Source organism: Streptococcus anginosus (assembly GCF_001697145.1).
Classification (GTDB): Bacteria; Bacillota; Bacilli; order Lactobacillales; family Streptococcaceae; genus Streptococcus; species Streptococcus hominis.
The window spans coordinates 282501-308982 of the sequence record NZ_CP012719.1 but is presented as its reverse complement, the minus strand read 5'-3'; the positions used below and the strand labels follow the sequence as shown (position 1 = coordinate 308982).

Here is a 26482-nt window from a genome sequence, read left to right as displayed (position 1 = left end):
TCTATTTTACTAATTTTACTTCCTTTAGTCAACCAAACTTCTTAATTTGAATGGTAAATAAATGACATAGAGTAGCAATGTGATTCCTATCATAAAAAGCAAAGCTACTCTATCTTGGAAAAACAGCAAAGCCATCATTGTTTCCACAAAAAGCACGCTGTAGCCAATAAGAACAATCACTTGTTTCACTCCTTTTAACTTTGAGTTGATTTCTAAAGGGAATAAGAACGTCAAATATTGGTAATCAAAGGCATGGTACAAGGCTGTCAACTGAAATAGCAGGAGATAATTTAACAATGCCACAAATATGGCAGCAATCCACGATTGACTGATAAAACCAATTCCCAAAAGAGACAGAAACAGCAACCGTATAGTCAAGGCAAGAAAATCACCATTGCGCAAATAAGAACGCAAATACATATTTTGCCAAGTAGTTGACTGTCTTTTTGGTAGAATATTCGTCAAACCATCAAGATATGCTCGGCGTTTTACGCTATTGGAAATTCCCTTAACATTGGTAAAGAGAGCAAAGAAACGCAGGATTGTCTGTTTTCGTCTTTCTTCGTAAGCAATGAGATAGCTCCAATTCACCCCTGCACCTTGGTAAAATTTTTGACTTTTCTGCAAAAATACGAACCATTTTGCTAGCAACATAAGAAATACAAGAATAAGCCATCCCAAAAATGGCAGACCTAAAGCAAGAAAAAGTGGCGCAGCTAGCAATAGAATAGCCGTTTGAAGCAAGGCCCATAATCGATAAGATGAACGCATTTGTTCTTGTAAGTAGCTGTTTAGTTCCTCTTCTTTGACCAATAAAAATAGACTATCTGGTTTTTCCATATATGTCGCGATTCGTCCCAGAGGCAACAATAAAATCAAAAGAACTGCTAAAGCAAGAATGATTGGCAGGTGATTTGAAGGTAAATTTCGCAACAACTGACTGTATTGAACCGCTAAAAAGCCAGTAAAAACTAATAAAAAGAGGACAAAATGGTCGTTAAAAACATAGCGCGAATACTTCAAACATTGATTGCGAAATACTTGTTTGCGCTTTTGAAACAGTTCTCTCATAGGCTCGCCTCTTCTGTCAAAGCTAGATAAATGTCATTGAGACTAGCTTCTGGCATGGCAAATTCTGCTCGTAATTCTGCTAAATTGCCTTTAGCTCGGATTTCTCCCTTATGCAATATCACGAATGAATCACACATCTTTTCTGCCGAATCCAGCACGTGCGTGCTCATGAGAATTGACTTGCCTTTTGCCTTTTCATCCTCCAAAAGCTCTATCAAGTCAGCAATGGCAACTGGATCAAGTCCCAAAAATGGTTCATCAACGATAAAAAGGCTGGGGTCAACCACAAATGCACAGATAATCATGACTTTTTGCTTCATTCCTTTAGAAAAATGCACCGGAAACCAATCTAATTTTTCTTTCAAGCGAAACATGGTCAATAATTTCTCCACGCGCGCAAAAGCCACCTTTTGCTCCACATCATAGGCCATAGCAACCGTTTCAATATGTTCTCTTAAAGTCAATTCTTCGTACAAACTAGGTGTTTCCGGAATAAAACCAATTTTCTCACGATAGGCCGTAGGACTATCTTGCAGTTTGGCACCGTCAATTAAAATTTTACCCTTATAAGGAGTTAAAAGTCCGATAATTTCATTGATTGTAGTGGATTTACCCGCACCATTCAAGCCAATCAACCCCACCAGTTCCCCATTTCCTACTGTGAAACTGATGTCTTTTAAAACAGGGATATTCACATAGCCCCCTGTAAGCCCTTTTATTTCTAACATATTTTCTCCAAATTCTGGTATAATGTTCTTATATTATAACAAAATCTAGCAAAGTAGAGGTAAATTTGATGGCAGATTGCATTTTTTGTAAGATTATTGCAGGAGAAATTCCAGCTTCTAAAGTATATGAAGACGATGAAATTCTAGCATTTTTAGACATCTCACAAGTAACGCTCGGACATACCTTGGTTGTCCCTAAAAAACATTTCCGCAACATGCTTGAAATGGACGGTGAAGCTGCCAGTCAACTTTTTGCACGCATTCCAGATATTGCTCGTAAAGTGATGAAGGCGACTGGTGCAAAGGGAATGAATATCATCAATAACAACGAAGAAATTGCCGGTCAATCTGTCTTCCATACACATGTCCATTTAGCACCACGCTATACAGAAAATGATGATTTAAAACTGACTTTCGTGGCGCACGAACCAAACTTCCCTGCTCTTGCAGAATTAGCCGAAAAAATTTCAAAAGCATAAGGAGAAACCATGAAACTTAGTAATCTATTGTTATTCACCGGTGCAGCTGCAGCCAGCTTTTGCCTTGTTAAAAATAGAGAAAAACTCATGAACGAGGCTGTTGAAAGTTATGAGCTAATGGACAGAATTCAAGACAATCTACAAAATATTCAACGAAATCTCCAAGTTGTTCAAGAGCAAAAAGACAATCTACAAACAATTTCACAGGATTTGACTTACCAATTCAAACTTTTTGAGCAAGATACTACTGCTCGACTTCAGCAAATTCAAGACATCTGGAACACTCGCATCAACTAAGAAATAAAAAAGAATTTAGACACACGCTAAATTCTTTTTTATCATGTCATTGTCCGTATTGACCGTAATACTGTCCATTTTGATCTGTTCCATAAGAATTGCTTGAATACGCAGAAGAATCAGCAGCACCAGTTGTTGTGCCATTTCCTGACTGACTGGAACTAGGAGCAGCACTGCCATACAATTCTTCATATAAAACCACATTGGTTTCCAATTCAGTCACTTCGTCCAAGCCAAGCGATTTTCTCAGAACATTTTGCATTTCCAACATATGCTCCGAAGTGACGATTTGGTAAGAACCCCCATCTGCTAAGGTGGCATCTTCACCTTTTAATTGCTTGCTTTCAATCTTTTTGAAAGCATCTTGGTAACCTAATAATTGCGGAATACTGCCAGAAGACAACTCTACATTGGTCTGCATATTGTTGCTAACAGCTTTTAAAATAGCCTGATAATGGCTGACACTATTTAAACTCAGCACTTTTTGGACTACTTTTTGAATGACTTCTCGTTGACGCTTTTGACGGCCATAATCCCCTTCTGGATCTTGATAACGCATGCGAGAATAAACCAACGCCTGATCTCCGTTGATGTGTTGCTTACCTGATTCAACAACTGCTTTGTATTCTGGTTCATTTTCTTCAATCGAAATAGGGAAACCAAGTGTGTTATTGACCGTGATACCGCCAACAGCATCAACCAATTGTACCAGACCTTTCATATTGATAAGCACATAGCGGTCAATGTGAATATTCATCATCTTTTGCACTGTGGAAATAGCTAGCTCAGCTCCACCATTTGCATAAGCCGCATTGAGCTTTGCTTGCGTTGTCCCATCAGCGGTTTTAATTTTGGTGAGAATATCCCGCTCCAAACTCATCATCGTAGTCTTTTTCGTCTTAGGATTGACCGTCATGAGAATCATGGAGTCACTATTTCCAGCCCACCGATCTGAGCGTGAACCACTACCCGTATCCACCCCCATTAAGAGCAAGGTAAGCGGTTTGGTAGCTGCAATAACATCTGTATCTTTCCCAAAGCTCTTGTAAGTCTTAGACAATACATCCGTTGATTGGTTATAAATCGTAAATCCATAAACGCCTAGTCCTGCAACCGTTACAAGACACAAGCTTAAAAACATTAAGATAATTTTTTTTAACATATTATTCTAATCTATCAGTTTTCCCATTAGGTAAACATCAAGAAATTTCCCTTCTGCAAGATAGGCCCCTCTTTTTTGAACGCCCTCAATCTCAAATCCAAATGCCTGATACAAATGAACAGCACGTTCATTTCTTGCTTGTACAGTCAATTCTAATCGCCGAATCACTCCAGAATTCTCTACCCAATTTATCGCCTCTTCTAAAAGAAACTTTCCTAAGCCTTGATTCCAAAATGCTCTTTTAACCACGATAAAGACCTGCCCGATATGACGAATTCGCTCATGAAAATCAGCTGTAATGCTCACAAGCCCAGCAATTTCATTTTCTAATAGTGCAATTAGATAAATCTGATTATCTGACGCAGCTTGATGTTGAATGAAAGAGCTCATCTGCTCTTCTGTCATCAAAATCCCTGCGTCATCTAATGTCATGTAATCTGACTCTTGCCCAACCTGATTAAGAAAATCAATTAAAGATTTGGCATCTTGAGGTTCTGCTTCTCTTATAACTAGCTCTAACTCAGCCATTGACAAATTCCTCAAGCAGTTTCTCAGCTCGATGTCCTTTTGCGTCAAAGACCAATTCTCGACCATCACTTTTTCTTAAAATTGTCAATTTGAGATAGTCACTTGGCAAACTATCTCCCAACAATTCGCCCCATTCAATAACCGTCACTCCATCTCCAAAGAGAAAATCGTCTAAATCAATAGAATCTGGATCTTCCCCAATGCGATAAACGTCCAAATGATAAAGCGGCAGGCGTCCGTCATATTCTCGTACAATAGTGTAGGTCGGACTTTTAATCATTTGTTTGATACCCAGTCCACGCGCTAAACCTTTGGTGAAGGTTGTTTTCCCAGCACCCAAGTCACCCGTTAAAATCAAAACATCTTGTTTTCGGAGTAAAGCGCCTAATTTCTCGCCCCACGCCATCAACTCATCTTCATTATGGCTAAACATTCTTTTATTATACCAGAAGTTTTCATTTTCTGCTGAAATTTAACAAAAGAAAAGAGGCTGGGGCAAAAGTCCTTAACCTCGTCAGATTTTTATGAGTTTCTTGCAAGTCGCAGTGGTTGAGTGGGTTCTATTCGGTTGATAAATAAACCTTTACATCCCTACTCAACTGTGCGGGGGTGGGACGACAAAATCAAATTTCTTCGAAATTACCGATTTTTGTCCCACTCCCGATTTTTCAATCATTAAGCCAAAGCTAGACTGATAAAATTTAGGATAAACAAAGCATCCAACACCCAGATAATTGGATGAACTTCCTTGGCTTCACCTTTGATGATTTTCACAAAAGCATACATGATGAATCCTGCGGCAATACCATGAGTAATACTATAAGTAAAGCCCATGAAAACGGATGTAAAGAATGCTGGTACTGCTTCTGATAAATCGTCCCATTCAATATCTTTCATGCTAGAGAGCATCATAATTCCCACAATGATAAGAATAGGTGCTACCGCTACTGTTGGTACAATAGCAAGAAGTGGACTAAAGAAACTTGACACAGCAAACAAAGCTGCAACGACAAGCGCTGTCAAGCCAGTACGACCGCCCGCTTCAATTCCAGCTGCACTTTCTACATAAGTCGTAACATTTGAAGTCCCTGCAATCGCGCCAATCGTTGTCCCAACCATGTCTGAAAACAGCGCCTTGTCCATTTTAGTCTGAAGCCCAGACGAATCTTTAGCAGCTTCTTCATCTGCAATATTAAAGATACCTGCTTTACGCCCTGTACTAATCAAAGTTCCAATATTATCAAAAATATCTGTTAATGAAAAGGCCAAAATGGCAAGAAGTACTTCTGGAATGCGAGCTGGTTTTGCAAACAAAGCCAACAAGCCATCTTTACCTAGTGCCGCACCAAAAATCTTTCCTAAATCCTGAACAGCAGCACCGATATTATTGGAAGCAAAATTGATTTTTGAAAGATCTACAACTCCCACCAAAATGGCTACGATTGTGGTTGCCGCAATAGATAACACAATACCTCCGCGCACACGTTTCAAGACAAAGAAAATGGTGATGAAAATTCCAAACAAAGCGACAAGAACAGCTGGATTGTTAAAATCTACCAAGCCCGGTGTTGCCATTCCATTAGCCGTAATAGCTGCTTGTGCCTTATCAGCACCTTTTCCTGCAACAGTATAGGTTCCTGGATCAATTGAGAATTTTAAAAGTCCAGCTTTTTTAACTCCAATATAAGCTAGAAAAATCCCAATTCCACCAGAAATCGCATATTTTAAACTCTCTGGAATTGCGTGAATAATAATTGTACGAACCCTAGTCAGCGTGACAATAATACTAATAATCCCACAAAGAAAAACCATCGCCAGTGCTTCTTGCCAAGTATAACCAAGCGCAAAAACAACGGTATAAGTAAAGAAAGCATTCAGTCCCATACCAGGCGCCTGAGCGTAAGGAATGTTGGCATATAAAGCCATCATCAGCGTCCCTGCAACAGTCCCAATGATAGTCGCTAAGAAAACACCTTGTGCTGGCATGCCTGTTTGACTGAGCATTTCAGGGTTGACAAAGAGGATATAACTCATTGCAAAGAAAGTGGTTAAACCAGCAAGAACTTCTGTACGAACAGTCGTACCGTTTTCTTTTAGTTTAAAAAACTTGTCCATTTTTAAAATCTCCTTAAAATTTACGAACGATAATAGATATAATACCACAAAATATTCATGATTTCAACAGAAGTTTTAAAAACAAACAAATTAATTCAATGTTTTATACATAAAATCTTTATTTAGACTGACTTTTACTCAAAAAGACCAAGGACATGATTTGAATAAAGGTAAACCCTAAAATGAATAACAGGCGCTCCCTCTGCAAAGCAGCTGCCAACCGCTCAAAGACTAACGTAGGATGGCTGACTAGATCCCAAGAATTGAGCCGATCATAGCGACCAATGTAAATTGCGAGACTCGATAAAAATGAGACGGTTCCAATAGCCAAATATTCCAGCCACCATTTGAGCTTCAAATAGCCCGAAATCAAATTCCAGCTCTCTATTCCGCATAGAACCCCAAAGAAAATACTTGGAACAAAGGCCATAAAAAGATGCAGACTTTCTCGGTTCCACAAGGTGTCACTCACCCAGTGCATGTGTACCAAGTCCGTAATCATATAGAACGTATTGGGATAAAACACTAGCCAAAGAATTGCTACAGGTAAGAAAAACCATTTTTTCTTAAATTGAATGGCTATAAAAGCTACATCATAGGCAACCAAAGCTAGAAACATATTCCAAATCAAATCTGGACCTTTTGTCAAAATTCCTTCAGCATAAACGATTGCAGAAATAATCGCAAAGAAAATATGAATGATAATTGTTTTACGCATACTCGATTTCCTCCTTCGTTATATAAGAAAACATTATATCACAAATTCTGCACTTTCATCTTAAAATCTGCTATAATAGAAAACAGCACAAATGAAAGAGTAGACTATGACAAAAAAAGTAATTGCAGTAGATTTAGACGGAACCTTGCTCAATTCTGACAGCAAACTATCTGAATTTACAAAAGAAACCATTAAAAAAATTTCTAAAAAAGGACATCATGTTGTCATCACAACCGGACGCCCTTATCGAATGGCTCGGGAATTTTATAAAGAATTGGAACTGCACACTCCAATGATCAACTTTAATGGCTCTTTGACCCATATCCCGGAGAAAAAGTGGCAACAGGAAAGATGTATCACCTTAGATAAAGAATATCTATTAGACATTGTCAAAAGGAAGGAAGAGATTGAAGCAGACTTCATTGCTGGAGAATATCGGAAGAAATTTTATATCACAGCCCCCAATGAAACGATTGCCGACCCGAAATTATTTGGTGTAGAATCTTTTCAACCTGAAAATCAATTTAATCCAGAATTAGTTACCAAAAATCCCAACTGTATCCTTTTGCAAACGCATGCCAATGATAAATATGCTTTGGCAGATGAATTGAATCAATTTTATCAACAACAATTATCTATCAATACTTGGGGCGGCCCGCTCAATATCCTCGAATGCACTCCAAAAGGCGTCAATAAAGCTTTTGCTTTGAAATATTTATTAGAGGTTCTGAACGTGGATCGGAAAGATTTGATTGCTTTTGGTGACGAGCACAATGATACAGAGATGTTAGCTTTTGCCGGTACTGGCTATGCCATGAAAAACGCTAGCCCAACACTTCTTCCTTACGCAGATGAACAACTGCCACTGACCAATGATCAAGACGGAGTCGCTCATCAATTATTGAAACTATTTTTATAATAAGACTTAGAGTTGGATAGGTTTTCTGTCCGACTTTTTAATATTTACACGTCATCTTCCCAGATTTCATTTTTCTGCAACTGATTGTGCACTAGCAATCATGGGGGCAGTCTCATCAGCTATTGATTTTCAATTATTTTCTATCAGTTTATTTATGCTATAAATTGAATATTATAAATTTTGTTTTTTTAAATTTAAAATGTTCCTAGATTTTTTATTGATTTTCCTCTTTCTTATTTAATAATTCGTGTAGATAGAATTATTTTTTCAAAATTTTCATTATTTTTCCAAGTGCTTTTCAAGGTTAATATATTGTTTAAATGGCTAGTTTTGTCCGTTTACAATCTGTCAAAAATATGAAAGATTTTGATTTTTTTAGCTCAAACTATTGCATTTTTCATGAAAACGTTTTATACTTAAGTAGTCTTAAATTTTTCTTAAACTTAAGTCAAACATTTTATAAGGAGGAAAGACAATAATGAGTATCGGAATCATTATTGCAAGCCATGGTGAATTTGCTGCTGGTATTCATCAATCAGGTTCTATGATTTTTGGTGAGCAAGAAAAAGTTCAAGTTGTAACTTTTATGCCAAACGAAGGTCCTGATGATTTGTATGCTAAGTTCAATGATGCTGTGGCTGCTTTTGACGCGAACGATGAAGTTCTAGTTTTGGCTGACCTGTGGAGTGGTTCTCCATTTAACCAAGCTAGCCGCGTAATGGGTGAAAATCCTGACCGTAAGTTCGCGATCATTACAGGTTTGAATCTGCCAATGTTGATTCAAGCTTATACTGAACGAATGATGGATGCCAATGCTGGCGTTGACGCTGTTGTCGCAAACATCATCAAAGAAGCAAAGGATGGAGTGAAAGCTCTTCCTGAAGAACTAAATCCTGTAGCTGAGGTAACAAGTGCACCAGCTGCACCAACTGCTCAAGCTGCTATTCCAGAAGGAACCGTTATCGGCGATGGCAAGTTGAAAATCAATCTTGCTCGTATTGATACACGTCTTCTCCACGGTCAAGTTGCAACTGCTTGGACACCAGATTCTAAAGCAGACCGTATCATCGTTGCTTCTGACTCCGTATCAGCTGATAAACTTCGTAAAGAGTTGATCAAACAAGCTGCTCCTGGTAATGTCAAAGCAAATGTTGTCCCAATTGACAAATTGATTGCGGTAGCAAAAGACCCTCGTTTTGGTAACACACATGCACTGATTCTTTTTGAAACTCCTCAAGATGCACTCCGTGCTGTTGAAGGCGGTGTTGAAATCAAAACACTTAATGTTGGCTCAATGGCTCACTCAACTGGTAAAACAATGGTCAATAACGTTTTGTCAATGGACAAAGATGATGTTGCAACCTTTGAAAAATTGCGTGACCTCGGAGTGGAATTTGACGTACGTAAAGTGCCAAATGACTCCAAAAAAGATTTGTTTGACTTAATTAAAAAAGCCAACGTTCAATAATGGAAAGGATTTAGAATATGTCAATTATTTCTATGATTTTAGTGGTCTTCGTTGCCTTTCTTGCTGGACTCGAAGGAATCTTGGACCAATTTCAATTCCACCAACCACTTGTTGCTTGTACCCTTATCGGTCTAGTAACAGGACACTTGGAAGCAGGTGTCATCCTTGGTGGTACACTTCAAATGATTGCTCTTGGTTGGGCAAACATTGGTGCTGCCGTTGCTCCTGATGCTGCACTTGCTTCTGTAGCATCTGCAATCATCATGGTACAAGGTGGCGACTTCACTGATAAAGGTATCAGTTTCGCTTATACAACTGCTATCCCTCTTGCAGTTGCAGGTCTCTTCCTTACAATGATTGTTCGTACAATTTCAGTAGGTCTTGTTCACGGTGCTGATGCTGCTGCTAAAGAAGGTAACATCGGTGCTGTAGAACGTACTCACTTAGTTGCACTTCTTCTTCAAGGTCTTCGTATTGCTATTCCTGCTGCTCTTCTTCTTGCAGTTCCAACATCAGTCGTTCAAGGTGTCTTGAATGCTATGCCTGCTTGGTTGTCAGGTGGTATGGCTGTCGGTGGTGGTATGGTCGTTGCCGTTGGTTACGCGATGGTTATCAACATGATGGCAACTCGCGAAGTATGGCCATTCTTTGCTATCGGTTTTGCACTTGCAGCTTTATCAAACCTTACTCTTATTGCTATGGGTACTATTGGTGTCGCAATTGCCTTGATTTACATCAACCTTTCTAAAAAAGGCGGAAATGGTGGCGGCGGTTCTGCTACATCAAATGACCCAATTGGTGATATTTTAGAAGACTACTAAGAAAGGAGCTACTAATACCATGACAGAAAAAATTCAATTATCAAAATCAGATCGTCAAAAAGTTTGGTGGCGTTCAACTTTCTTGCAAGGTTCTTGGAACTATGAACGGATGCAAAACTTAGGTTGGGCGTACGCACTTATCCCAGCTATCAAAAAACTTTACACTTCTAAAGAAGACCGTGCTGCGGCTCTTGAACGTCACTTGGAATTCTTTAATACTCACCCATACGTAGCTGCTCCTATCATTGGTGTGACACTCGCCCTTGAAGAAGAAAAGGCTAACGGGGCTGAAATTGACAACACTGCTATCCAAGGGGTTAAAATCGGTATGATGGGACCTCTTGCTGGTATCGGTGACCCAGTCTTCTGGTTTACCGTTCGTCCTATCCTCGGTGCTCTTGGTGCCTCACTTGCTATGGCAGGTAACGTGATGGGGCCAATCCTCTTCTTCGTACTTTGGAATCTTATCCGTATGGCCTTCTTATGGTACACTCAAGAACTTGGCTACAAAGCTGGTTCTGAAATTACAAAAGACATGTCAGGTGGTATCCTTCAAGACATCACCAAAGGAGCTTCAATCCTTGGTATGTTCATCATCGCCGTTCTTGTTGAACGTTGGGTAAATATTGCCTTTACGGTAGGACTTCCTTCTAAGACTTTGTCTAAAGGTGCTTACATTGAATTCCCTAAAGGAAATGTTACTGGTCAACAATTACATGATATCCTTGGTCAAGTAAATAGTGGTCTTGGACTTGATAAAATACAAGCTCAAACACTTCAAGGACAGTTAGATGCTTTAATTCCTGGCTTGATGGGGCTTCTTCTTACATTCCTATGTATGTGGTTGCTTAAGAAGAAAGTTTCTCCAATCACAATTATCATCGGTCTCTTCATCGTTGGTATTGTGGCACGCTTCTTCGGAATCATGTAAATAACAAAAAGAAGGTTTCGGCCTTCTTTTTTATTGACAATAAATGTGCTATAATAGGGAGGATAATAGATAAACGAGGATTGAACATGGCACAGTCACAAAATACAAAAATTGATTTTCAAACAACAGGAACTTCTTATCTGGGAATTGGAGGGAAAGTTGGAAAATTCTTAGTTGGAGATAAAGCGCTCGAATTTTATGCAGATGCCAATGTCGAAGACTATATTCAAATCCCTTGGGATACTATCCATCAAATCGGTGCCAATGTGTCTGGCAAACGAATTAGTCGTCATTTTGAAGTCTTTACCAATAAAGGAAAATTCCTTTTCGCTTCAAAAGATGCTGGAACTATTTTGAAACATGCTCGAAATCATATCGGCAATGAAAAGGTTATTAAATTACCGACACTGATTCAAACAATTGGTCAATTTTTTAAAAATCTATTTGCAAAAAAATAAGAATTTTTGTATAATCGTAAGAAACGGATAAGTAAATCTAGTATCTCTTTCAGAAAGTCTGCGGCAGCTGTGAGCAGATAGAGAGCTAGCTTGAAATTCTACCGTAATACTAATTTCATAAATAATCAAGTGCACTTATGTGAAGTTGGATGGAACCGTGGCCCTGCCACTCCAACAGTTTCACAGGTGCACTTTTATTCTCTAGGAGGTCTTATGTTAGATATTAAACGCATTCGCACAGATTTTGATACTATTGCACAAAAACTAGCAACTCGTGGCGTTGATGCTGTAACACTTGATAAAATGAAAGAGTTTGATAGCAAACGCCGTGAACTCTTGGTTAAAGTCGAAAATTTAAAAGCAGAACGAAATACGGTGTCAGCAGAAATTGCCCAAGCAAAACGTAATAAAGAAAATGCTGATGATAAAATTGCTGCCATGCAAACATTATCTGCTGAAGTTAAAGCATTAGACGCAGAGTTAGCAGAAATTGACGCTACATTAACCGAGTTTACAACGACTTTGCCAAATATTCCTCACGATAGTGTGCCGGTAGGTGCTGACGAAGACGATAATGTAGAAGTTCGCCGTTGGGGGACGCCACGTGTGTTTGACTTTGATGTAAAAGCTCACTGGGATCTTGGGGAAAATCTTGATATTCTCGACTGGGAACGCGGGGCAAAAGTAACTGGCGCTCGCTTCCTCTTTTACAAAGGATTAGGAGCTCGTCTAGAACGCGCTATTTATAATTTCATGTTAGACGAGCATCAAAAAGAGGGCTACACAGAAGTCATTCCTCCTTACATGGTTAATCACGATTCTATGTTTGGGACTGGTCAATATCCAAAATTCAAAGAAGATACGTTTGAATTGAGCGATACAAATTACGTTCTCATTCCAACTGCTGAAGTTCCTTTGACAAACTACTACCGTGGGGAAATTTTAGACGGAAAAGACTTGCCAATCTACTTCACAGCCATGAGTCCGTCTTTCCGTTCTGAAGCTGGTTCTGCCGGTCGTGACACCCGTGGTTTGATTCGTTTGCATCAATTCCACAAAGTGGAAATGGTCAAATTTGCCAAACCAGAGCATTCTTATGAAGAATTAGAAAAAATGACCGCTAACGCCGAAAATATCCTTCAGAAATTAAATCTTCCTTACCGCGTTGTTGCACTTTCTACAGGGGATATGGGCTTCTCTGCAGCGAAGACCTACGACTTGGAAGTCTGGATTCCAGCACAGAATACCTACCGTGAAATTTCTAGCTGTTCCAATACCGAAGATTTCCAAGCTCGTCGTGCCCAAATCCGTTACCGTGACGAAGCAGATGGCAAGGTCAAACTCCTACACACTTTGAATGGATCCGGTCTTGCAGTTGGTCGTACCGTTGCAGCTATTCTTGAAAATTATCAAAATGAAGACGGCTCCGTCACTATTCCAGAAGTACTTCGTCCATACATGGGCGGTGTGAAAATGATTGCTCCAAAATAACATAAAAACTCTGAGATTTTCAAATCATCTCAGAGTTTTCTTATCTCTTCATTTGATTGTTTCGCTTTTTAATCATTGCACTTCGAACCACACTTATCACAGTTGGGAGTAAGGTGACAATGACAATTCCCAAAATAATCGCTGAAAAATGAGTTTTCACAAAGGGGATATTCCCAAAAAGATAGCCTGCCCCTGTCGCAATCAAAGACCAAGACAAAGCTGCGATAAAAGCTCGTTTCAGAAAAGACTGAACTGGGAATTGGCTAATGCCTGCTACAAATGGTACAAAGGTACGAATAATGGGAATATAGCGTCCTAAAATAATAGAAGTAGAGCCATGTTTTTCAAAATACACTTCTGCTTCTTTGATATTTTCTTCTTTTATCAATTTACTGAAAAATTTATAATGTACAAAACGATAACCCAAGGTTCTGCCAATGAAGAAATTACAGGTATCGCCAACAAAAGCTCCCACAAAAAATAGAAGCATAAAAAGTAGAACATTAAAATGCATTGCTGGATTAGCTGATAGAGCGCCTGCAGCAAAAAGTAAGCTGTCTCCCGGCAGGAATGGAAATACTACCGCAGCTGTCTCAATAAAAATTACCAAAAACAAAATCAAATATGTCCAGCCACCTACAGCATGAGCAATATTATAAATGTGTGCATCAATATGCAAGATAAAATCAATAATAAACATCTCTTCTCCTTTTGTCCATTCTCTATTATAGCAGAAAATATTACAGAAAAGCGTATTTTAAAAATAAAAAAACAGAAGTGAACGGTACAAGCCAATCCACTTCTGATTTTTATTAGTATTTTCGAAATCGTTGGTAACGTGCTTCTAAAAGTTGTTCAAGTGGTAGCTGAGACAAATTTGCTAATTCAGCAACTATTTCTTGCTTCACAGCATACAATAAATCCTGATTGCTAAGCCTTGCTTCTGGAATCACCTTGTCCACTACTCCCATATCAAGAAGCTCATGAGAAGTGATTTTCATGAGTTCTGCAGCTTCCATAGCACGACTGCCGTCTTTCCACAAGATAGAAGCAAAACCTTCGGGACTAAGCACCGCGTAAATTGAATTTTCTAGCATCCAGACCTTGTCTGCAACAGCTAAAGCTAGCGCTCCTCCAGATCCGCCTTCACCGATAATAATAGCGATAATCGGCACCTTTAAATCGCTCATCTCGAGCAAATTACGCGCAATAGCTTCTCCTTGACCGCGCTCTTCAGCCCCAACTCCCGGATAAGCACCGGCTGTATTGATAAACGTAACGATAGGACGACCAAATTTCTCTGCCTGCTTCATCAAGCGAAGTGCTTTTCGATAACCTTCTGGATGAGGTTGTCCAAAATTCCGTTGCAAATTATCCTGTAGATTGCGTCCTTTTTGAATCCCAACAACGGTGATGGGCTGACCATCTAAAGTTCCGATTCCACCGATAACCGCTCCGTCATCTCGAAAAGAACGATCGCCATGTAATTCAATAAAATTCTCGCAAATTCCTTGCGCAAAATCCAAAGCTGTCAATCGTGCCTGATCTCGTGCTTCTTTAATAATTCGGGTAATCTTTGTCATTGTTCACCTCCATGGAAAGCCAATAACATTGCAATGGTAGAGCGCAATTCCAAGCGTTTGATAATGGCATCAACAAAACCATGTTCAAGCAAAAATTCTGCCTTTTGGAAGTCATCTGGCAATTTTTCACGAACGGTTGTTTCAATTACTCGGCGACCTGCAAAGCCAACAAGCGCTTGCGTTTCAGCCAAAATGATGTCTCCTTCCATGGCAAATGAAGCCGTCACCCCACCCGTGGTCGGGTCTGTTAAGATCGTCAAATAAAACAAGCCAGCATTAGAATGACGTTTCACCGCTGCGGATACTTTAGCCATTTGCATCAAACTCATAATTCCTTCTTGCATGCGAGCGCCACCAGAAGCTGTAAACAAAGTGATTGGCAACTGATGTTCTGTAGCATATTCAAAAAGACGAGTAATTTTTTCTCCAACGACCGTTCCCATAGAAGCCATGATAAAGTTGGAATCCATGATCCCCAGTGCAGTTTTTTGACCACCGATTGTCGCAATTCCTGTCAATACCGCTTCATCCAAACCTGTTTTTTCACGGACAGTCCTTAATTTTTCACGATATTTAGGAAACTTCAAGGGGTCTGATGTTTCAATTCCTGTAAATAATTCCTCAAAACTATTGGCATCTACCGTTAAATTGAGGCGTTCAAAAGCTGAAATACGAAACGTATAGCCACATTGCGGGCAAATCCGTTCACTTCCCAAATCTTTTTGGTAAATGATATGCTTACATCCTGGACATTTTGAAAACAATTCATCCGGAAACTCTGGTTTCACTTGAGGTTTCTCACGACTGGAACGGTTTGGATTGATCCGAATATACTTATCCTTTTTGGAAAACAAAGCCATGACTTATATCCTTTACTCCTCTACTTTTTCTTTTGATAAGCTGGTAAAAATTTCTCCATAAGAAAAGCTGTATCATAATCGCCAGCAATGACATGTGGGTCTGAAATCAAATCTAACTGAAAACCGCTATTTGTCACAACGCCGTCGATTTCTAACTCATAGAGCGCACGCTGCATTTTCATTAATGCATCAAAGCGATTTTCACCATGAACAATAATCTTGGCAATCATGCTGTCATAATACGGCGGAATCGTGTAGCCAGGATAAACTGCAGAATCCACACGCAACCCCACCCCACCACTCGGTAGATAGAGATTGGAAATCTTTCCCGGACTTGGTGCAAAGTTAAATGCAGGATTTTCCGCATTGATTCGACACTCAATCGCGTGACCTGTTATATGAATATCTTCTTGGTTAAAAGGCAGCTCTTGCCCCGCAGCAATTTTGATTTGCTCCTTAACAATGTCCACCCCCGTTACAAATTCCGTTATCGGATGCTCCACTTGTACACGAGTATTCATTTCCATGAAATAAAATTCTCTTTTGCCTTCATTAAATAAGAATTCAATCGTTCCAGCGTTTTCATATCCGACAGATTGGGCAGCTCGTACAGCAGCTTCCCCAATTTTACGACGAAGGGTCTTGCCAATCGCAACCGACGGACTTTCTTCCAGCACTTTTTGATTATTTCTTTGAAGTGAACAATCGCGCTCGCCTAAGTGGACGACATGCCCGTGTTGGTCAGCCAAAATTTGGACTTCAATATGCCGGGCTGGATAAATGACCCGCTCCATATACATGGCACCATTTCCGAAAGCCGCCTTGGCTTCACTAGAAGCTGACTCAAAAGCAGCTACTAAATCCTCTGCTTTTTCAACCTTCCGAATACCTTTGCCACCACCGCCAGCAGAAGCTTTCAGCATGACTGGATAACCAATTTTTTCTGCAATCGCAAGTGCTTCGTCTGAAGTATGAACTTCGCCATCAGAACCTGGGATTACAGGCACATTAGCCTTAATCATCTGAGCACGCGCATTGATTTTATCACCCATTAAATCCATTACCGCTCCCGAAGGACCGATAAATTTAATACCAACTTCCTCGCACATCGTCGCAAACTTAGAATTCTCACTCAAAAAACCAAAGCCTGGATGAATCGCCTCTGCTCCAGTCAAAACTGCGGTAGAAAGAACCGCATTCATATTGAGGTAGGATTCTGTCGACTTTGCCGGACCTATACAAACCGCTTCATCTGCCAGTAAAGTATGGAGAGCTTCTTTGTCAGCAGTAGAATAGACTGCGACTGTCGCAATCCCTAATTCTCTAGCTGCACGAATAATTCTGACCGCAATTTCCCCACGGTTGGCAATTAAAATCTTACGAAACATGGTGAAATCTCCTTTTTTATTGTCCGAGGGCAAAAGTTAAAGTACCACTCGCTGCCAACTTCCCGTCAACTTCTGCTTTCGCTTCCACAACCGCAATGGTGCTACGACGCTTCACAAACTTCGCTGTCATGATGAGCTGATCACCAGGAACAACTTGTTTTTTAAATTTCACCTTGTCCATTCCGGCATAAAAGACCAATTTCCCTTTATTTTCTTCTTTGGATAATTCCAAAACACCGGCTGTTTGAGCCAAAGCCTCCATAATGAGAACTCCCGGCATAACAGGATATTCAGGGAAATGTCCGTTGAAAAAAGGCTCATTGATTGTAACATTTTTAAGCGCTACAATCTCATCTTCTTTCACTTCCAACACACGATCAACCAACAGCATAGGGTAACGATGTGGAAGAGCTTCTTTTATCGCATTGATATCAATCATTTAATCCGCACCAAACCTTTCCCAAATTCGACCATTTCTTCATTTTGGACAAGGATTTCCGTCACAATACCGTCCTTAGGTGACGGAACTTCATTCATCACTTTCATGGCCTCAATAATCATCAAGGTTTGCCCTTTCTTTACTTGGTCGCCAACGGAAACAAAAGAAGGTTTATCAGGCCCAGAAGCAAGATAAGCAACTCCAACCAAGGGACTTTCTACTACATCGCCTTCAGCTGTAGGTGTTTCTGGACTCATCGTTTCCTCCACAATTGGAGGAACAGTTGGCTGGGGAACTTCTACTTGTGAAACAAGATTGGTGTTCACTGTTGAATCCTCTGCAGAAGGAGCAATTGATTCAACTGTTCTTTCATTTTTACTGAACGTTAATTCATCACTTTGATTTTTATAAGAAAATTCACGCAGACTTGATTGGTCAAATTGAGCCATCAAATCTTTGATTTCATTGATATTCATTTAAGCCTCCCAGCGCTTGAATGCAAGTACAGCATTGTGCCCACCAAAGCCAAAGGTATTTGAAATCGCATACGGAATATCATGTTCTTGCCCTTGACCATAGATGACATTCGCCTCGATATCATCTGAAAGTTCTTGCGTTCCTGCAGTCATCGGTACAAAGTTATGACGCATTGCCTCAATCGTTGCAATAGCTTCTACTGCACCAGCTGCACCAAGAAGGTGACCTGTGAAAGATTTCGTAGAAGAAACTGGTACTTCTTTTCCAAGAACACTAACAATCGCTTGACTTTCACCTTTTTCATTGGCTTGTGTAGAAGTTCCATGAGCATTCACATAGGCAATGTCTGAAGGTTGTAACCCTGCTTCTTCAATGGCTAGTTTCATAGCTTTAGCAGCCCCTGTACCAGCTGGTGATGGTGTTGTCATGTGATATGCGTCACAAGTATTTCCATACCCCACAATTTCTGCTAAAATCGTTGCCCCACGTTTTTCAGCATGTTCTAGACTTTCAATTACTAAAACACCTGCCCCTTCTCCCATTACAAATCCATTTCGATCTTTATCAAATGGAATAGACGAACGTTTTGGATCTTCATTTGTGGAAAGAGCTGTAAGAGCTGCAAAACCGCCGATGCCAATTTCGTTGATAGAGCATTCAGAACCACCTGCTAAAATAACATCTTGAAAACCAAATTTAATTTCACGGAATGCCTCTCCAATAGCATCATTAGAAGACGCACAAGCAGTTGTAATAGATTTACACACCCCATGAGCTCCCACACGAATAGCGATATTTCCGGCTCCCATATTTGAAAGTGCTTTAGGAATGAAGAGCGGTTGGATACGATTGGCTCCTCTTTCATGCATTCGGATAATTTGATCTTGCAATTCTTTTAAGCCACCAATCCCACTAGATACAATGACACCAAATCGATCATGGTCAACTGTCTCGGTATCTAGATGAGCATTTTCTAACGCTTCTAAAGCTGCATGAATGGCATAAATGGAATACATATCCATACGATTTTTGTCTTTTTTAACAAAATGTTTTTCTAGCGGGAAATCTTTAATTTCTGCTGCATTATGTACACCAATCACACTAGGATCAAAATTCGTAATTGGACCAATACCAATCTTCCCTTCTTTTAGACTATCCCAAAACTCTTCGGGTGTGTTTCCAATAGGTGAAGTTACTCCATATCCTGTTACAACAACTCGATTTAGTTTCATTTCGAACTCCTTTATTAAGAAAATATATCACATGCTTAAAACTCATAAGTTTTAGTCATCTTCTACCTCATGGTTAACCCGCCATCAATAGCAATGACTTGCCCAGTTAAATACTCTTGACGAGCTAGAAAGACTGCCACTTCTGCTACTTCGCTGGTATTTCCAAAACGTTTCATCGGAATTTGTGCTAACGTAGCTTCTTTCACTTTATCAGACAAAATATCGGTCATATCTGACTCAATCATACCTGGTGCAATAGCATTCACTCGTACATTGCGGGCTGCTACTTCACGCGCTACAGACTTAGTAAATCCGATCAGTCCAGCCTTAGAAGCCGCATAGTTTGCTTGACCGACATTGCCAATCAAACCAACCACACTTGATACATTGATAACAGCACCTTGACGAGCTTTCGACATTGGCTTCAAAACCGCTTGAGTCATATTAAAAGCACCAACAAGATTTACTTTCAAGACCTGCTCAAAATCTTCCTCTGTCAATTTTAGCATGAGTTTATCTTTTGTAATTCCTGCATTATTAACCAGAATATCCACGCTTCCAAGTTTTTCGATAGTTTCTTCTACCATCCGCTTGGCATCCGTGCTGTCTGACACATCACCAGAGATAGAAACCACTTGTACACCATAATCTGAAAATTCAGAAACGAGCTCCTCATCAATCTCACGGCGACCGTTTAAAACAATGTTGGCACCTAGACTCGCAAACTTATGTGCCATTGCAAGACCAATTCCACGTGTTGAACCAGTTATAAAAACATTTTTACCTTTAAGTTCCATACCTATTCCTTATTTTCTAGAAGAGTAGATAAACTTCTAACATCTTCAACGTGAGCAACCTTTGCTGATTTATCAATTTTTTTAACAAAACCAGAAAGAACCTTACCTGGACCAATTTCAATAAAATTAGTTACACCAACTTTTTGCATCGTTGCAATACTATCATAAAAACGAACTGGTTCCATAACTTGACGAGTCAAGAGTTCCTTAATTCGTCCTTGTTCCATGACAGTTGCTTCTGTATTTCCTACCAAAGGAAGTTTGAAATCAGCAAATTCAACTGTTTCCAAAACTTTTGCCAATTTATCACTTGCAGGTTTTAGCAAAGCTGTATGAAATGGACCGGAAACATTCAAAGGGATGAGACGCTTAACGCCAGCTTCTTTTAACAATTCCACTGCTTTGTCAACCGCTTCAACTTCACCGCCAATAACAATCTGGCTAGGTGTATTGTAGTTTGCTGGTGATACAATTCCCAGCTGGCTTGCCTTTTGACAAGCTACTTCAATTGTAGCTAAATCGGCATTTAAAACCGCAACCATTTTACCAGAGCCAGCAGGAGCTGCTTCTTCCATAAAAGCACCACGCTTTGCCACCAAATCAACCGCCGTTGTAAACTTCAAAGCACCTGCTGCTACCATGGCAGAGTATTCCCCAAGAGAAAGGCCTGCTACCATATCAGCTTGCATTCCTTTTTCTTGCAATAATCGGTAAATAGCAACCGAAGTGGTTAAAATTACTGGCTGAGTATAGCGTGTCTGATTGAGCTTTTCTTCCTCATTATCTATCAGATATCGTAGATCATAGCCCAATACTTGACTTGCTTCATCATAGGTTGCCCTCACTACATCAAACTGATCGTAAAGGTCACGAGCCATTCCCAGATACTGAGCACCCTGACCTGCAAATAGAAAGGCTGTTTTAGTCATTTCTAGTTACTCCTGCCCAACGGCTAGCTTCTTTTTGGATTACCTCTGCTGCACCGTAGTAAATATCTTTTAAAATTTCTTCAACTGTTTCTTCTTTGCTGACAAGCCCCGCAATTTGTCCTGACATGACAGAACCATGTTCAACATCACCGCGAACAACTGCATTTGCAAGAGCGCCAGCTCCTAAATTCTCAAAAACAGTTAAATCAGGATTTTCTTGCTTAAAAGCATCCTTTTCTGCTTGGTCAAATTCTCTAGTTAGTTTATTTTTCAAAGCTCGTACCGCATGACCAAAATGTTGAGCAGAAATAGTGGTATCAATATCCCGAGCCTTTAAAATCATATTTTTATAATTTTGGTGCGCATTTGACTCTTTTGCAACGACGAAACGTGTTCCCACTTGAACAGCCTCTGCACCAAGCATAAAGCCTGCAGCTGCACCGCGACCATCTGCTATTCCACCCGCTGCAATCACAGGAATATCAACTGCTTCAACTACCTGACGAACCAAAGTCATGGTGGTTAATTTTCCAATATGCCCACCTGCTTCCATTCCTTCAGCAATGACTGCATCTGCACCAATTTTTTTCATTCGCTTAGCCAATGCTACACTTGGTACCACTGGAATGACTGTAATCCCAGCGTCATGAAATCGTTGCATATATTTACTTGGATTTCCTGCACCAGTTGTCACAACCTTGACACCTTCTTCAATCACTAAGTCAACAATATCTTCCACAAACGGTGACAACAGCATGATATTCACGCCAAAAGGTTTGTCTGTCAATGACTTAATTTTATCAATATTAGCTTTGACAACTTCTTTCGGTGCATTACCACCACCGATAATGCCAAGACCTCCCGCTTTAGAAACTGCACCAGCCAAGTCACCATCAGCAACCCAGGCCATTCCTCCCTGGAAAATAGGATATTTAATATTTAACAATTCTGTAACACGTGTTTGCATAATACCTTCCTTTATATTGCTTAAGTAATAGCTCAATCATTTCAATTATACCCTTTGTATAATTTGAAAATCAAACTATTACCTAAACAAGAGGGAGTGGAACCTATCATCTTTAAATTGATTTTATCGTTCCACCCCAGCAAAATTGACTGTCTACCTCAATACCTTTTTTAAAAGAGGGCGAGAATCCTCTCTCAGCCCCGTTTCATTTTTTATTTTGTTTTTTCTTCCACATAAGCGACCAAGTCACCAACTGTGTTCAATCCTTCTTCAGTTTCAATTTGAATATCGAATGCATCTTCGATTTCTGAAATAACTTGGAACAAATCCAATGAATCTGCATCAAGATCATCAAAAGTTGACTCAAGAGTAACTTCTGAAGGTTCCTTACCAAGTTCTTCCACAATAATTTCTTGTACTTTTTCAAATACTGCCATGATAGACTCCTTTAAAAATAAATATTTATATTCATGTGTTTACCACATAATAACTAAATTGTAACAATAAGTGTGCCCCATGTCAAACCTCCACCAAATCCTGACAGCAAAACTGTTTGACTGCCATCAAGGTGAATGAGTCCTTTTTCAACACACTCAGATAAAAGAATTGGAATGCTCGCTGCACTCGTATTCCCATATTCCATCATATTTGCAGGAAGTTTTTCCCTCGCTGCACCAATCTTTTTCGCCATTTTATCTAAAATACGAATATTGGCCTGATGTAATAATAAATAGTCAATATCCTCTACTTGAATATCACTGGATTCAATCGTATTTTTTATAGATTTTGCCACATCTCGAATAGCAAAATCAAAAATTTTTCGACCATCCATTGTCAAGTAAGGCGCTACTTCTCCCTTTTCAGAATAAGGTGAAGATAAACCAACTTTACCACAAGTCAAGCTTTCCCCACGCGAACCGTCTGTATATTGACTTTCAGCTAAAAAATGCTGCTGCTCTGAGCTCTCTAGCAAAACACCACCAGCACCATCACCGAAAAGAACCGCAGTTGAACGATCAGACCAGTCAAGAACTTTTGATAAGGTTTCACTTCCTATAACAAAGCCCTTCTGGTAATGACCTGAAGAAATTAACTTTTCAGCTGTCGACAGAGCGAAGATAAAGCCACTGCAAGCCGCTGTCAAATCAAAGGCAAAAGCATGATTTGCACCAATATTTGCTTGAACTCGTGCAGCCGTTGAAGGCATCATAGAGTCTGGGGTGATAGTTGCCACAATGATAAAGTCTAGCTCATCTGCATGGATATTCGCCTTTTTCAACAATTGACTTGCCACCTTTGTAGCCAAATCACTCGTTGATTCTGTTTGTGACAGATGACGGCGTTCTATTCCTGTCCGACTTGAAATCCATTCATCGCTCGTATTCATTATTTTTGCCAAATCATCATTTGTAACCACCTGACTTGGAGCATAATGAGCGACTTGACTAATTTTCGCATAGTTCATTATTTCAAATCCTCTAGAAAACGATACAGATTAGTCAGACCTTTTCCCATGACCTTCATCTCTTCAGCATCCATTCCTTCAATGATTCTTTCAACCATTCTCTTGTGAAATCTTCTATGCAAGCGATAAATTAGGCGACCATTTTTTGTCAAATTCAGATGAACAACACGACGATCAACTTCTGAACGTGTCCGTTCAATATAGCCTTTTCTTTCAAGGTTATTTAAACTAGTTGTTACGGTTCCTAATGTCACCATCAATTCCTTTGCTACGCTACTAGGAGTCGCATTGGGATTTTTTCCAACAACATCAATCGTGTGCATTTCTTTGATAGAGATATCTTTGAAGCGACTGCCTCTCAAACTAGATTCTTCAATAACCAATACATTATTGAAAATAGATGTTAAATAATCATTGACCAATTGGTAATCCAAAAATCTATCCTCCTCTAACAAAAAAACTTTCAACATCAAAACATTTGACTAGAAAAGTATATCAAATATCAAATTAAATTGCAACTACTTTTTTACTTCCCAGAAAATTTTGGTCGACGCTTCTCAGCATAAGCTCGCACCCCTTCTTTGAAATCTTCTGTGAAAGCCAATGTCTTCTGCAACTGTAGTTCGAGTTTTGCATACTCATCCCAACCAGTAAACAAACTCTTCCATACCAATTCTTTAATAGCACGATAAGAATTAAGTGAATGACGTTTCAACTTCTTAATCACTTGATTCGTTGTAGTTTCTAACTTTTCAACTTCACAAACTTTATACAAAAGACCGTAATTTAAAGCTTTTTCTGCGTTTAACGGTTCACCTGTCATTGCTAATTGAGTTGCTCTCGTCACACCAATCGCTCTAGCAAGTAAATACAGACCACCCGCATCAGGAGCAAGACCTACCCCCACAAAAGCTTGAATAAAACGAGAACGCTCCGTTGCAATACAGAAATCTGCAGCTACCACCATATTAGCTGCCGCACCAGCAACTGGTCCATCTACACTCATAATGATCGGCTTAGATAGTTGTTTCATTGAGTAAGAAATTTCATTGACTAATTCAGCAATTTTCACCAAAGACTGAATATCATCTGCCTCCACTGCTCGTTGCATTTCTGCCAAATCACCACCAACAGAAAATACTTTTCCATTTGCATTGATGAGCAATATTTGGACAGCTTTATCCTCAGCAGCCAATTCAATGGCTTTTAAAATTTCCTCACACATGGGAACATTAAACCCATTGGAAACCTCCGGGCGATTCAATGTTAAAGTCGCAACACCGTCATTGACACTATATAAAATATTTTCAAATTGCATTAAATTGCCTCCAACAATTCTTTTCTTTGCCAATTAAATTATTTGAATATCAAATAATATGGTTACATTCTAACATAAAATATTTGCTTTAGCAAGTAAGTACAAGCAGATTTGAAAAGATTTCAGAATTTTGCTATAATTTAAACAATCAGCCTATAGGAGAATTTATGAAAGTTGTTAAATTTGGAGGAAGTTCACTTGCCTCCGCTGGTCAATTAGAAAAAGTATTACAGATTATAAAAGCTGATCCTGAACGTCGCTTCGTGATTGTCTCTGCGCCTGGGAAGCGAAGCACTCAGGATACAAAGGTAACAGATGCCCTCATTAAATACTATAGAGACTATGTTGCTGGTAATGACGTAACAAAACACCAACAATGGATTATTCAGCGTTATCGAGATATGGCGTTAGAACTGCAGCTCAAACCAAATATTCTAGAGAGAATTTCAAAAAGTTTCCAAAAGCTCGCAAGCCTTCCTATCGAAAATAATAAGTTCTTGTACGATACTTTTCTTGCTGCAGGTGAAAATAACAATGCGAAACTCATTGCGGCTTATTTTGCCCAAAATGGCGTAGATGCTCGTTATGTTCACCCTAGAGAAGCAGGACTCATTGTATCCAGCGAACCAGGAAATGCTCGACTTCTCCCTTCCAGTTATGATAAAATCGAAGAACTAAATGAAGCTGACGAAGTATTGATTATCCCAGGATTCTTTGGAGTAACAAAAGACGATCAAATTTGCACCTTTTCTCGTGGTGGATCCGATATTACTGGATCCATCATTGCGGCAGGTGTAAAAGCTGATCTTTACGAAAATTTCACAGATGTTGACGGTATTTTTGCAGCACACCCTGGCATTATCCACATGCCACACTCCATTCCAGAATTAACTTATCGCGAAATGCGCGAATTAGCTTATGCAGGTTTTACTGTATTACATGACGAAGCACTCATTCCAGCTTACCGTGGAAAAATTCCACTCGTTATTAAAAATACAAATAACCCCACTCATCCTGGTACAAAAATTGTTTTAAAGCACAGCAACAGGGACTTCCCTGTAGTAGGTATTGCTGCAGATGCCCATTTCACCAGTATCAACATGTCTAAATACCTCATGAACCGTGAAATCGGTTTTGGTAGAAAAGTTCTGCAAATATTGGAAGATCTAAATATCCGCTGGGAGCACATGCCTACCGGTATCGATGACTTATCTATTATTCTTCGGGATCGTGAATTAACCCCCATTAAAGAGGAAGAAATCCTTCGTCAATTAAGACAAAAGTTAGAAGTCGACCACGCAGAAATCGAACATGATCTCTCAATCATTATGATTGTCGGTGAAAAAATGAAAAGTCATATTGGTTTGACCGCTACTGCAACAAAAGCATTATCAGATAATCATATTAATATCCAAATGATTTCGCAAGGATCTAGTGAAGTTTCAATCATGATTGTTATCAATTCCGAACAAGAAAAAGCAGCTATAAAAGCACTGTACAAAGCTTTTTTTGAATAAAAATTGAGAGTCTGGATAAAAATTCATAAAATAGTCAAAAAGCTTAAAAGCAACGTTTTATTAACTTGATTTTAAGCTTTTTTGCTATGGGAGATTATTACACTTTGACCATGAATGAGTTTTTGCTCAGCCACTTGCATTATATTAACCCCAAAATCTTGATGTAGTAGCTGATGATGAAGGCAATAGCGTAAGGGTAGGAATACGAACTAAAAATTTTCAAATTTTGATTGATTGCTACGCGCAATCTCCCCAGAATGCATTATTTATAGGTGAACTCGTCAGCAAACATAGGCATCTCACCTATCTCACCCTGAAATCTAT

At 39.4% G+C, this 26482-nt stretch carries 30 protein-coding genes; 9 read left to right on the top strand and 21 right to left on the bottom strand.

Annotated elements, in window-relative coordinates; genetic code table 11:
* Nucleotides 1-24 precede the first annotated feature (24 nt).
* Nucleotides 25-1071, bottom strand: coding sequence for an ABC transporter permease (locus tag SanJ4206_RS01560; protein WP_004224306.1), 1047 nt, complete (start codon nucleotides 1069-1071; stop codon nucleotides 25-27).
* On the bottom strand, nucleotides 1068-1799 hold the full coding sequence (locus SanJ4206_RS01555; protein WP_004224310.1) for an ABC transporter ATP-binding protein: 732 nt from the start codon (nucleotides 1797-1799) through the stop codon (nucleotides 1068-1070). The genes SanJ4206_RS01560 and SanJ4206_RS01555 overlap by 4 nt, the downstream gene beginning before the upstream one ends.
* Before the next feature lie 68 nt (nucleotides 1800-1867).
* On the opposite strand from SanJ4206_RS01555, the gene SanJ4206_RS01550 reads away from it, so the two are divergent.
* Together SanJ4206_RS01550 and SanJ4206_RS01545 are read left to right on the top strand one after the other, a co-directional pair.
* Complete coding sequence (locus SanJ4206_RS01550; protein WP_004224313.1) at nucleotides 1868-2278, top strand: HIT family protein; 411 nt, start codon at nucleotides 1868-1870, stop codon at nucleotides 2276-2278.
* Between the two features lie 9 nt (nucleotides 2279-2287).
* Nucleotides 2288-2575 (top strand): hypothetical protein, encoded by a 288-nt coding sequence (locus SanJ4206_RS01545; RefSeq protein WP_004224316.1) that lies wholly within the window; start codon nucleotides 2288-2290, stop codon nucleotides 2573-2575.
* Nucleotides 2576-2621: 46 nt separating this feature from the next.
* Here SanJ4206_RS01545 and lytR read toward each other — a convergent pair whose 3' ends face one another.
* The 5 genes from lytR to SanJ4206_RS01520 form a co-directional block, all read right to left on the bottom strand.
* Complete coding sequence (gene lytR / locus SanJ4206_RS01540; RefSeq protein ID WP_004224318.1) at nucleotides 2622-3737, bottom strand: glycopolymer--peptidoglycan transferase LytR; 1116 nt, start codon at nucleotides 3735-3737, stop codon at nucleotides 2622-2624.
* A gap of 6 nt (nucleotides 3738-3743) precedes the next feature.
* Entirely contained in the window at nucleotides 3744-4265 is a 522-nt protein-coding gene (locus tag SanJ4206_RS01535) for a GNAT family N-acetyltransferase (protein WP_004224322.1), read from the bottom strand.
* Nucleotides 4258-4698 (bottom strand): tRNA (adenosine(37)-N6)-threonylcarbamoyltransferase complex ATPase subunit type 1 TsaE, encoded by a 441-nt coding sequence (tsaE, locus tag SanJ4206_RS01530; protein WP_003033807.1) that lies wholly within the window; start codon nucleotides 4696-4698, stop codon nucleotides 4258-4260. Before tsaE ends, SanJ4206_RS01535 begins: the two co-directional genes overlap by 8 nt.
* A gap of 242 nt (nucleotides 4699-4940) precedes the next feature.
* On the bottom strand, nucleotides 4941-6380 hold the full coding sequence (locus SanJ4206_RS01525; RefSeq protein ID WP_004224328.1) for an NCS2 family permease: 1440 nt from the start codon (nucleotides 6378-6380) through the stop codon (nucleotides 4941-4943).
* Between the two features lie 118 nt (nucleotides 6381-6498).
* Nucleotides 6499-7098, bottom strand: coding sequence for a DUF1361 domain-containing protein (locus tag SanJ4206_RS01520; RefSeq protein WP_004224332.1), 600 nt, complete (start codon nucleotides 7096-7098; stop codon nucleotides 6499-6501).
* A gap of 106 nt (nucleotides 7099-7204) precedes the next feature.
* Between SanJ4206_RS01520 and SanJ4206_RS01515 the strand changes: the two genes are divergently transcribed.
* The 6 genes from SanJ4206_RS01515 to serS all read left to right on the top strand — a co-directional run bounded on the left by SanJ4206_RS01515 (nucleotide 7205) and on the right by serS (nucleotide 13186).
* Nucleotides 7205-8017, top strand: a complete 813-nt coding sequence (locus SanJ4206_RS01515) for a Cof-type HAD-IIB family hydrolase (RefSeq protein WP_004224335.1) — start codon at nucleotides 7205-7207, stop codon at nucleotides 8015-8017.
* 478 nt (nucleotides 8018-8495) lie between these two features.
* Nucleotides 8496-9485 (top strand): PTS sugar transporter subunit IIB, encoded by a 990-nt coding sequence (locus SanJ4206_RS01510; RefSeq protein WP_004224338.1) that lies wholly within the window; start codon nucleotides 8496-8498, stop codon nucleotides 9483-9485.
* A gap of 17 nt (nucleotides 9486-9502) precedes the next feature.
* On the top strand, nucleotides 9503-10306 hold the full coding sequence (locus SanJ4206_RS01505) for a PTS mannose/fructose/sorbose transporter subunit IIC (protein WP_003033793.1): 804 nt from the start codon (nucleotides 9503-9505) through the stop codon (nucleotides 10304-10306).
* Nucleotides 10307-10325: 19 nt separating this feature from the next.
* Nucleotides 10326-11237: a PTS system mannose/fructose/sorbose family transporter subunit IID gene (locus SanJ4206_RS01500; RefSeq protein WP_003033774.1), complete on the top strand. Its 912-nt coding sequence runs from the start codon at nucleotides 10326-10328 to the stop codon at nucleotides 11235-11237.
* Nucleotides 11238-11323: 86 nt separating this feature from the next.
* The gene (locus tag SanJ4206_RS01495) at nucleotides 11324-11695 is read left to right on the top strand and encodes a DUF956 family protein (protein WP_004224344.1); all 372 of its coding nucleotides are present in this window, start codon (nucleotides 11324-11326) and stop codon (nucleotides 11693-11695) included.
* Nucleotides 11696-11908: 213 nt separating this feature from the next.
* Nucleotides 11909-13186: a serine--tRNA ligase gene (gene serS / locus SanJ4206_RS01490; protein WP_004224347.1), complete on the top strand. Its 1278-nt coding sequence runs from the start codon at nucleotides 11909-11911 to the stop codon at nucleotides 13184-13186.
* A gap of 40 nt (nucleotides 13187-13226) precedes the next feature.
* Here the strand turns inward: serS and SanJ4206_RS01485 are convergent, their stop codons facing one another.
* From SanJ4206_RS01485 to SanJ4206_RS01420, 14 genes are all read right to left on the bottom strand, one after another.
* Nucleotides 13227-13886, bottom strand: a complete 660-nt coding sequence (locus SanJ4206_RS01485) for a VTT domain-containing protein (protein WP_003025995.1) — start codon at nucleotides 13884-13886, stop codon at nucleotides 13227-13229.
* Nucleotides 13887-13998: 112 nt separating this feature from the next.
* Nucleotides 13999-14769 (bottom strand): acetyl-CoA carboxylase carboxyl transferase subunit alpha, encoded by a 771-nt coding sequence (locus SanJ4206_RS01480; RefSeq protein WP_003043405.1) that lies wholly within the window; start codon nucleotides 14767-14769, stop codon nucleotides 13999-14001.
* Nucleotides 14766-15629 carry an acetyl-CoA carboxylase, carboxyltransferase subunit beta gene (accD, locus tag SanJ4206_RS01475; protein WP_004224352.1) on the bottom strand — a complete coding sequence of 288 codons (864 nt, stop codon included), beginning with the start codon at nucleotides 15627-15629 and terminating at the stop codon, nucleotides 14766-14768. The genes SanJ4206_RS01480 and accD overlap by 4 nt, the downstream gene beginning before the upstream one ends.
* 20 nt (nucleotides 15630-15649) lie before the next feature.
* A complete protein-coding gene (gene accC, locus SanJ4206_RS01470) occupies nucleotides 15650-17017 on the bottom strand; it encodes an acetyl-CoA carboxylase biotin carboxylase subunit (protein WP_004224355.1) in 1368 nt (455 codons plus the stop codon).
* Between the two features lie 16 nt (nucleotides 17018-17033).
* Nucleotides 17034-17456: a 3-hydroxyacyl-ACP dehydratase FabZ gene (gene fabZ / locus SanJ4206_RS01465; RefSeq protein ID WP_157622006.1), complete on the bottom strand. Its 423-nt coding sequence runs from the start codon at nucleotides 17454-17456 to the stop codon at nucleotides 17034-17036.
* A complete protein-coding gene (gene accB / locus SanJ4206_RS01460) occupies nucleotides 17453-17932 on the bottom strand; it encodes an acetyl-CoA carboxylase biotin carboxyl carrier protein (RefSeq protein ID WP_004224360.1) in 480 nt (159 codons plus the stop codon). The genes fabZ and accB overlap by 4 nt, the downstream gene beginning before the upstream one ends.
* Nucleotides 17933-19165 (bottom strand): beta-ketoacyl-ACP synthase II, encoded by a 1233-nt coding sequence (gene fabF / locus SanJ4206_RS01455; RefSeq protein ID WP_004224365.1) that lies wholly within the window; start codon nucleotides 19163-19165, stop codon nucleotides 17933-17935. It abuts the gene before it with no gap.
* A gap of 62 nt (nucleotides 19166-19227) precedes the next feature.
* On the bottom strand, nucleotides 19228-19962 hold the full coding sequence (gene fabG, locus SanJ4206_RS01450) for a 3-oxoacyl-[acyl-carrier-protein] reductase (RefSeq protein WP_004224368.1): 735 nt from the start codon (nucleotides 19960-19962) through the stop codon (nucleotides 19228-19230).
* A gap of 2 nt (nucleotides 19963-19964) precedes the next feature.
* The gene (gene fabD / locus SanJ4206_RS01445; RefSeq protein WP_004224371.1) at nucleotides 19965-20891 is read right to left on the bottom strand and encodes an ACP S-malonyltransferase; all 927 of its coding nucleotides are present in this window, start codon (nucleotides 20889-20891) and stop codon (nucleotides 19965-19967) included.
* Nucleotides 20884-21858, bottom strand: coding sequence for an enoyl-[acyl-carrier-protein] reductase FabK (fabK, locus tag SanJ4206_RS01440; RefSeq protein ID WP_004224373.1), 975 nt, complete (start codon nucleotides 21856-21858; stop codon nucleotides 20884-20886). Before fabK ends, fabD begins: the two co-directional genes overlap by 8 nt.
* 212 nt (nucleotides 21859-22070) lie before the next feature.
* On the bottom strand, nucleotides 22071-22295 hold the full coding sequence (locus tag SanJ4206_RS01435) for an acyl carrier protein (protein ID WP_003026017.1): 225 nt from the start codon (nucleotides 22293-22295) through the stop codon (nucleotides 22071-22073).
* Nucleotides 22296-22348: 53 nt separating this feature from the next.
* Nucleotides 22349-23323 (bottom strand): beta-ketoacyl-ACP synthase III, encoded by a 975-nt coding sequence (locus tag SanJ4206_RS01430; RefSeq protein ID WP_157622005.1) that lies wholly within the window; start codon nucleotides 23321-23323, stop codon nucleotides 22349-22351.
* Nucleotides 23323-23757, bottom strand: coding sequence for a fatty acid biosynthesis transcriptional regulator FabT (gene fabT, locus SanJ4206_RS01425; RefSeq protein ID WP_003026022.1), 435 nt, complete (start codon nucleotides 23755-23757; stop codon nucleotides 23323-23325). The genes SanJ4206_RS01430 and fabT overlap by 1 nt, the downstream gene beginning before the upstream one ends.
* A gap of 92 nt (nucleotides 23758-23849) precedes the next feature.
* Entirely contained in the window at nucleotides 23850-24641 is a 792-nt protein-coding gene (locus SanJ4206_RS01420) for an enoyl-CoA hydratase (RefSeq protein ID WP_003043475.1), read from the bottom strand.
* A 167-nt stretch (nucleotides 24642-24808) separates the two neighbouring features.
* Between SanJ4206_RS01420 and SanJ4206_RS01415 the strand changes: the two genes are divergently transcribed.
* On the top strand, nucleotides 24809-26158 hold the full coding sequence (locus SanJ4206_RS01415; protein WP_004224388.1) for an aspartate kinase: 1350 nt from the start codon (nucleotides 24809-24811) through the stop codon (nucleotides 26156-26158).
* Nucleotides 26159-26482: the final 324 nt, after the last annotated feature.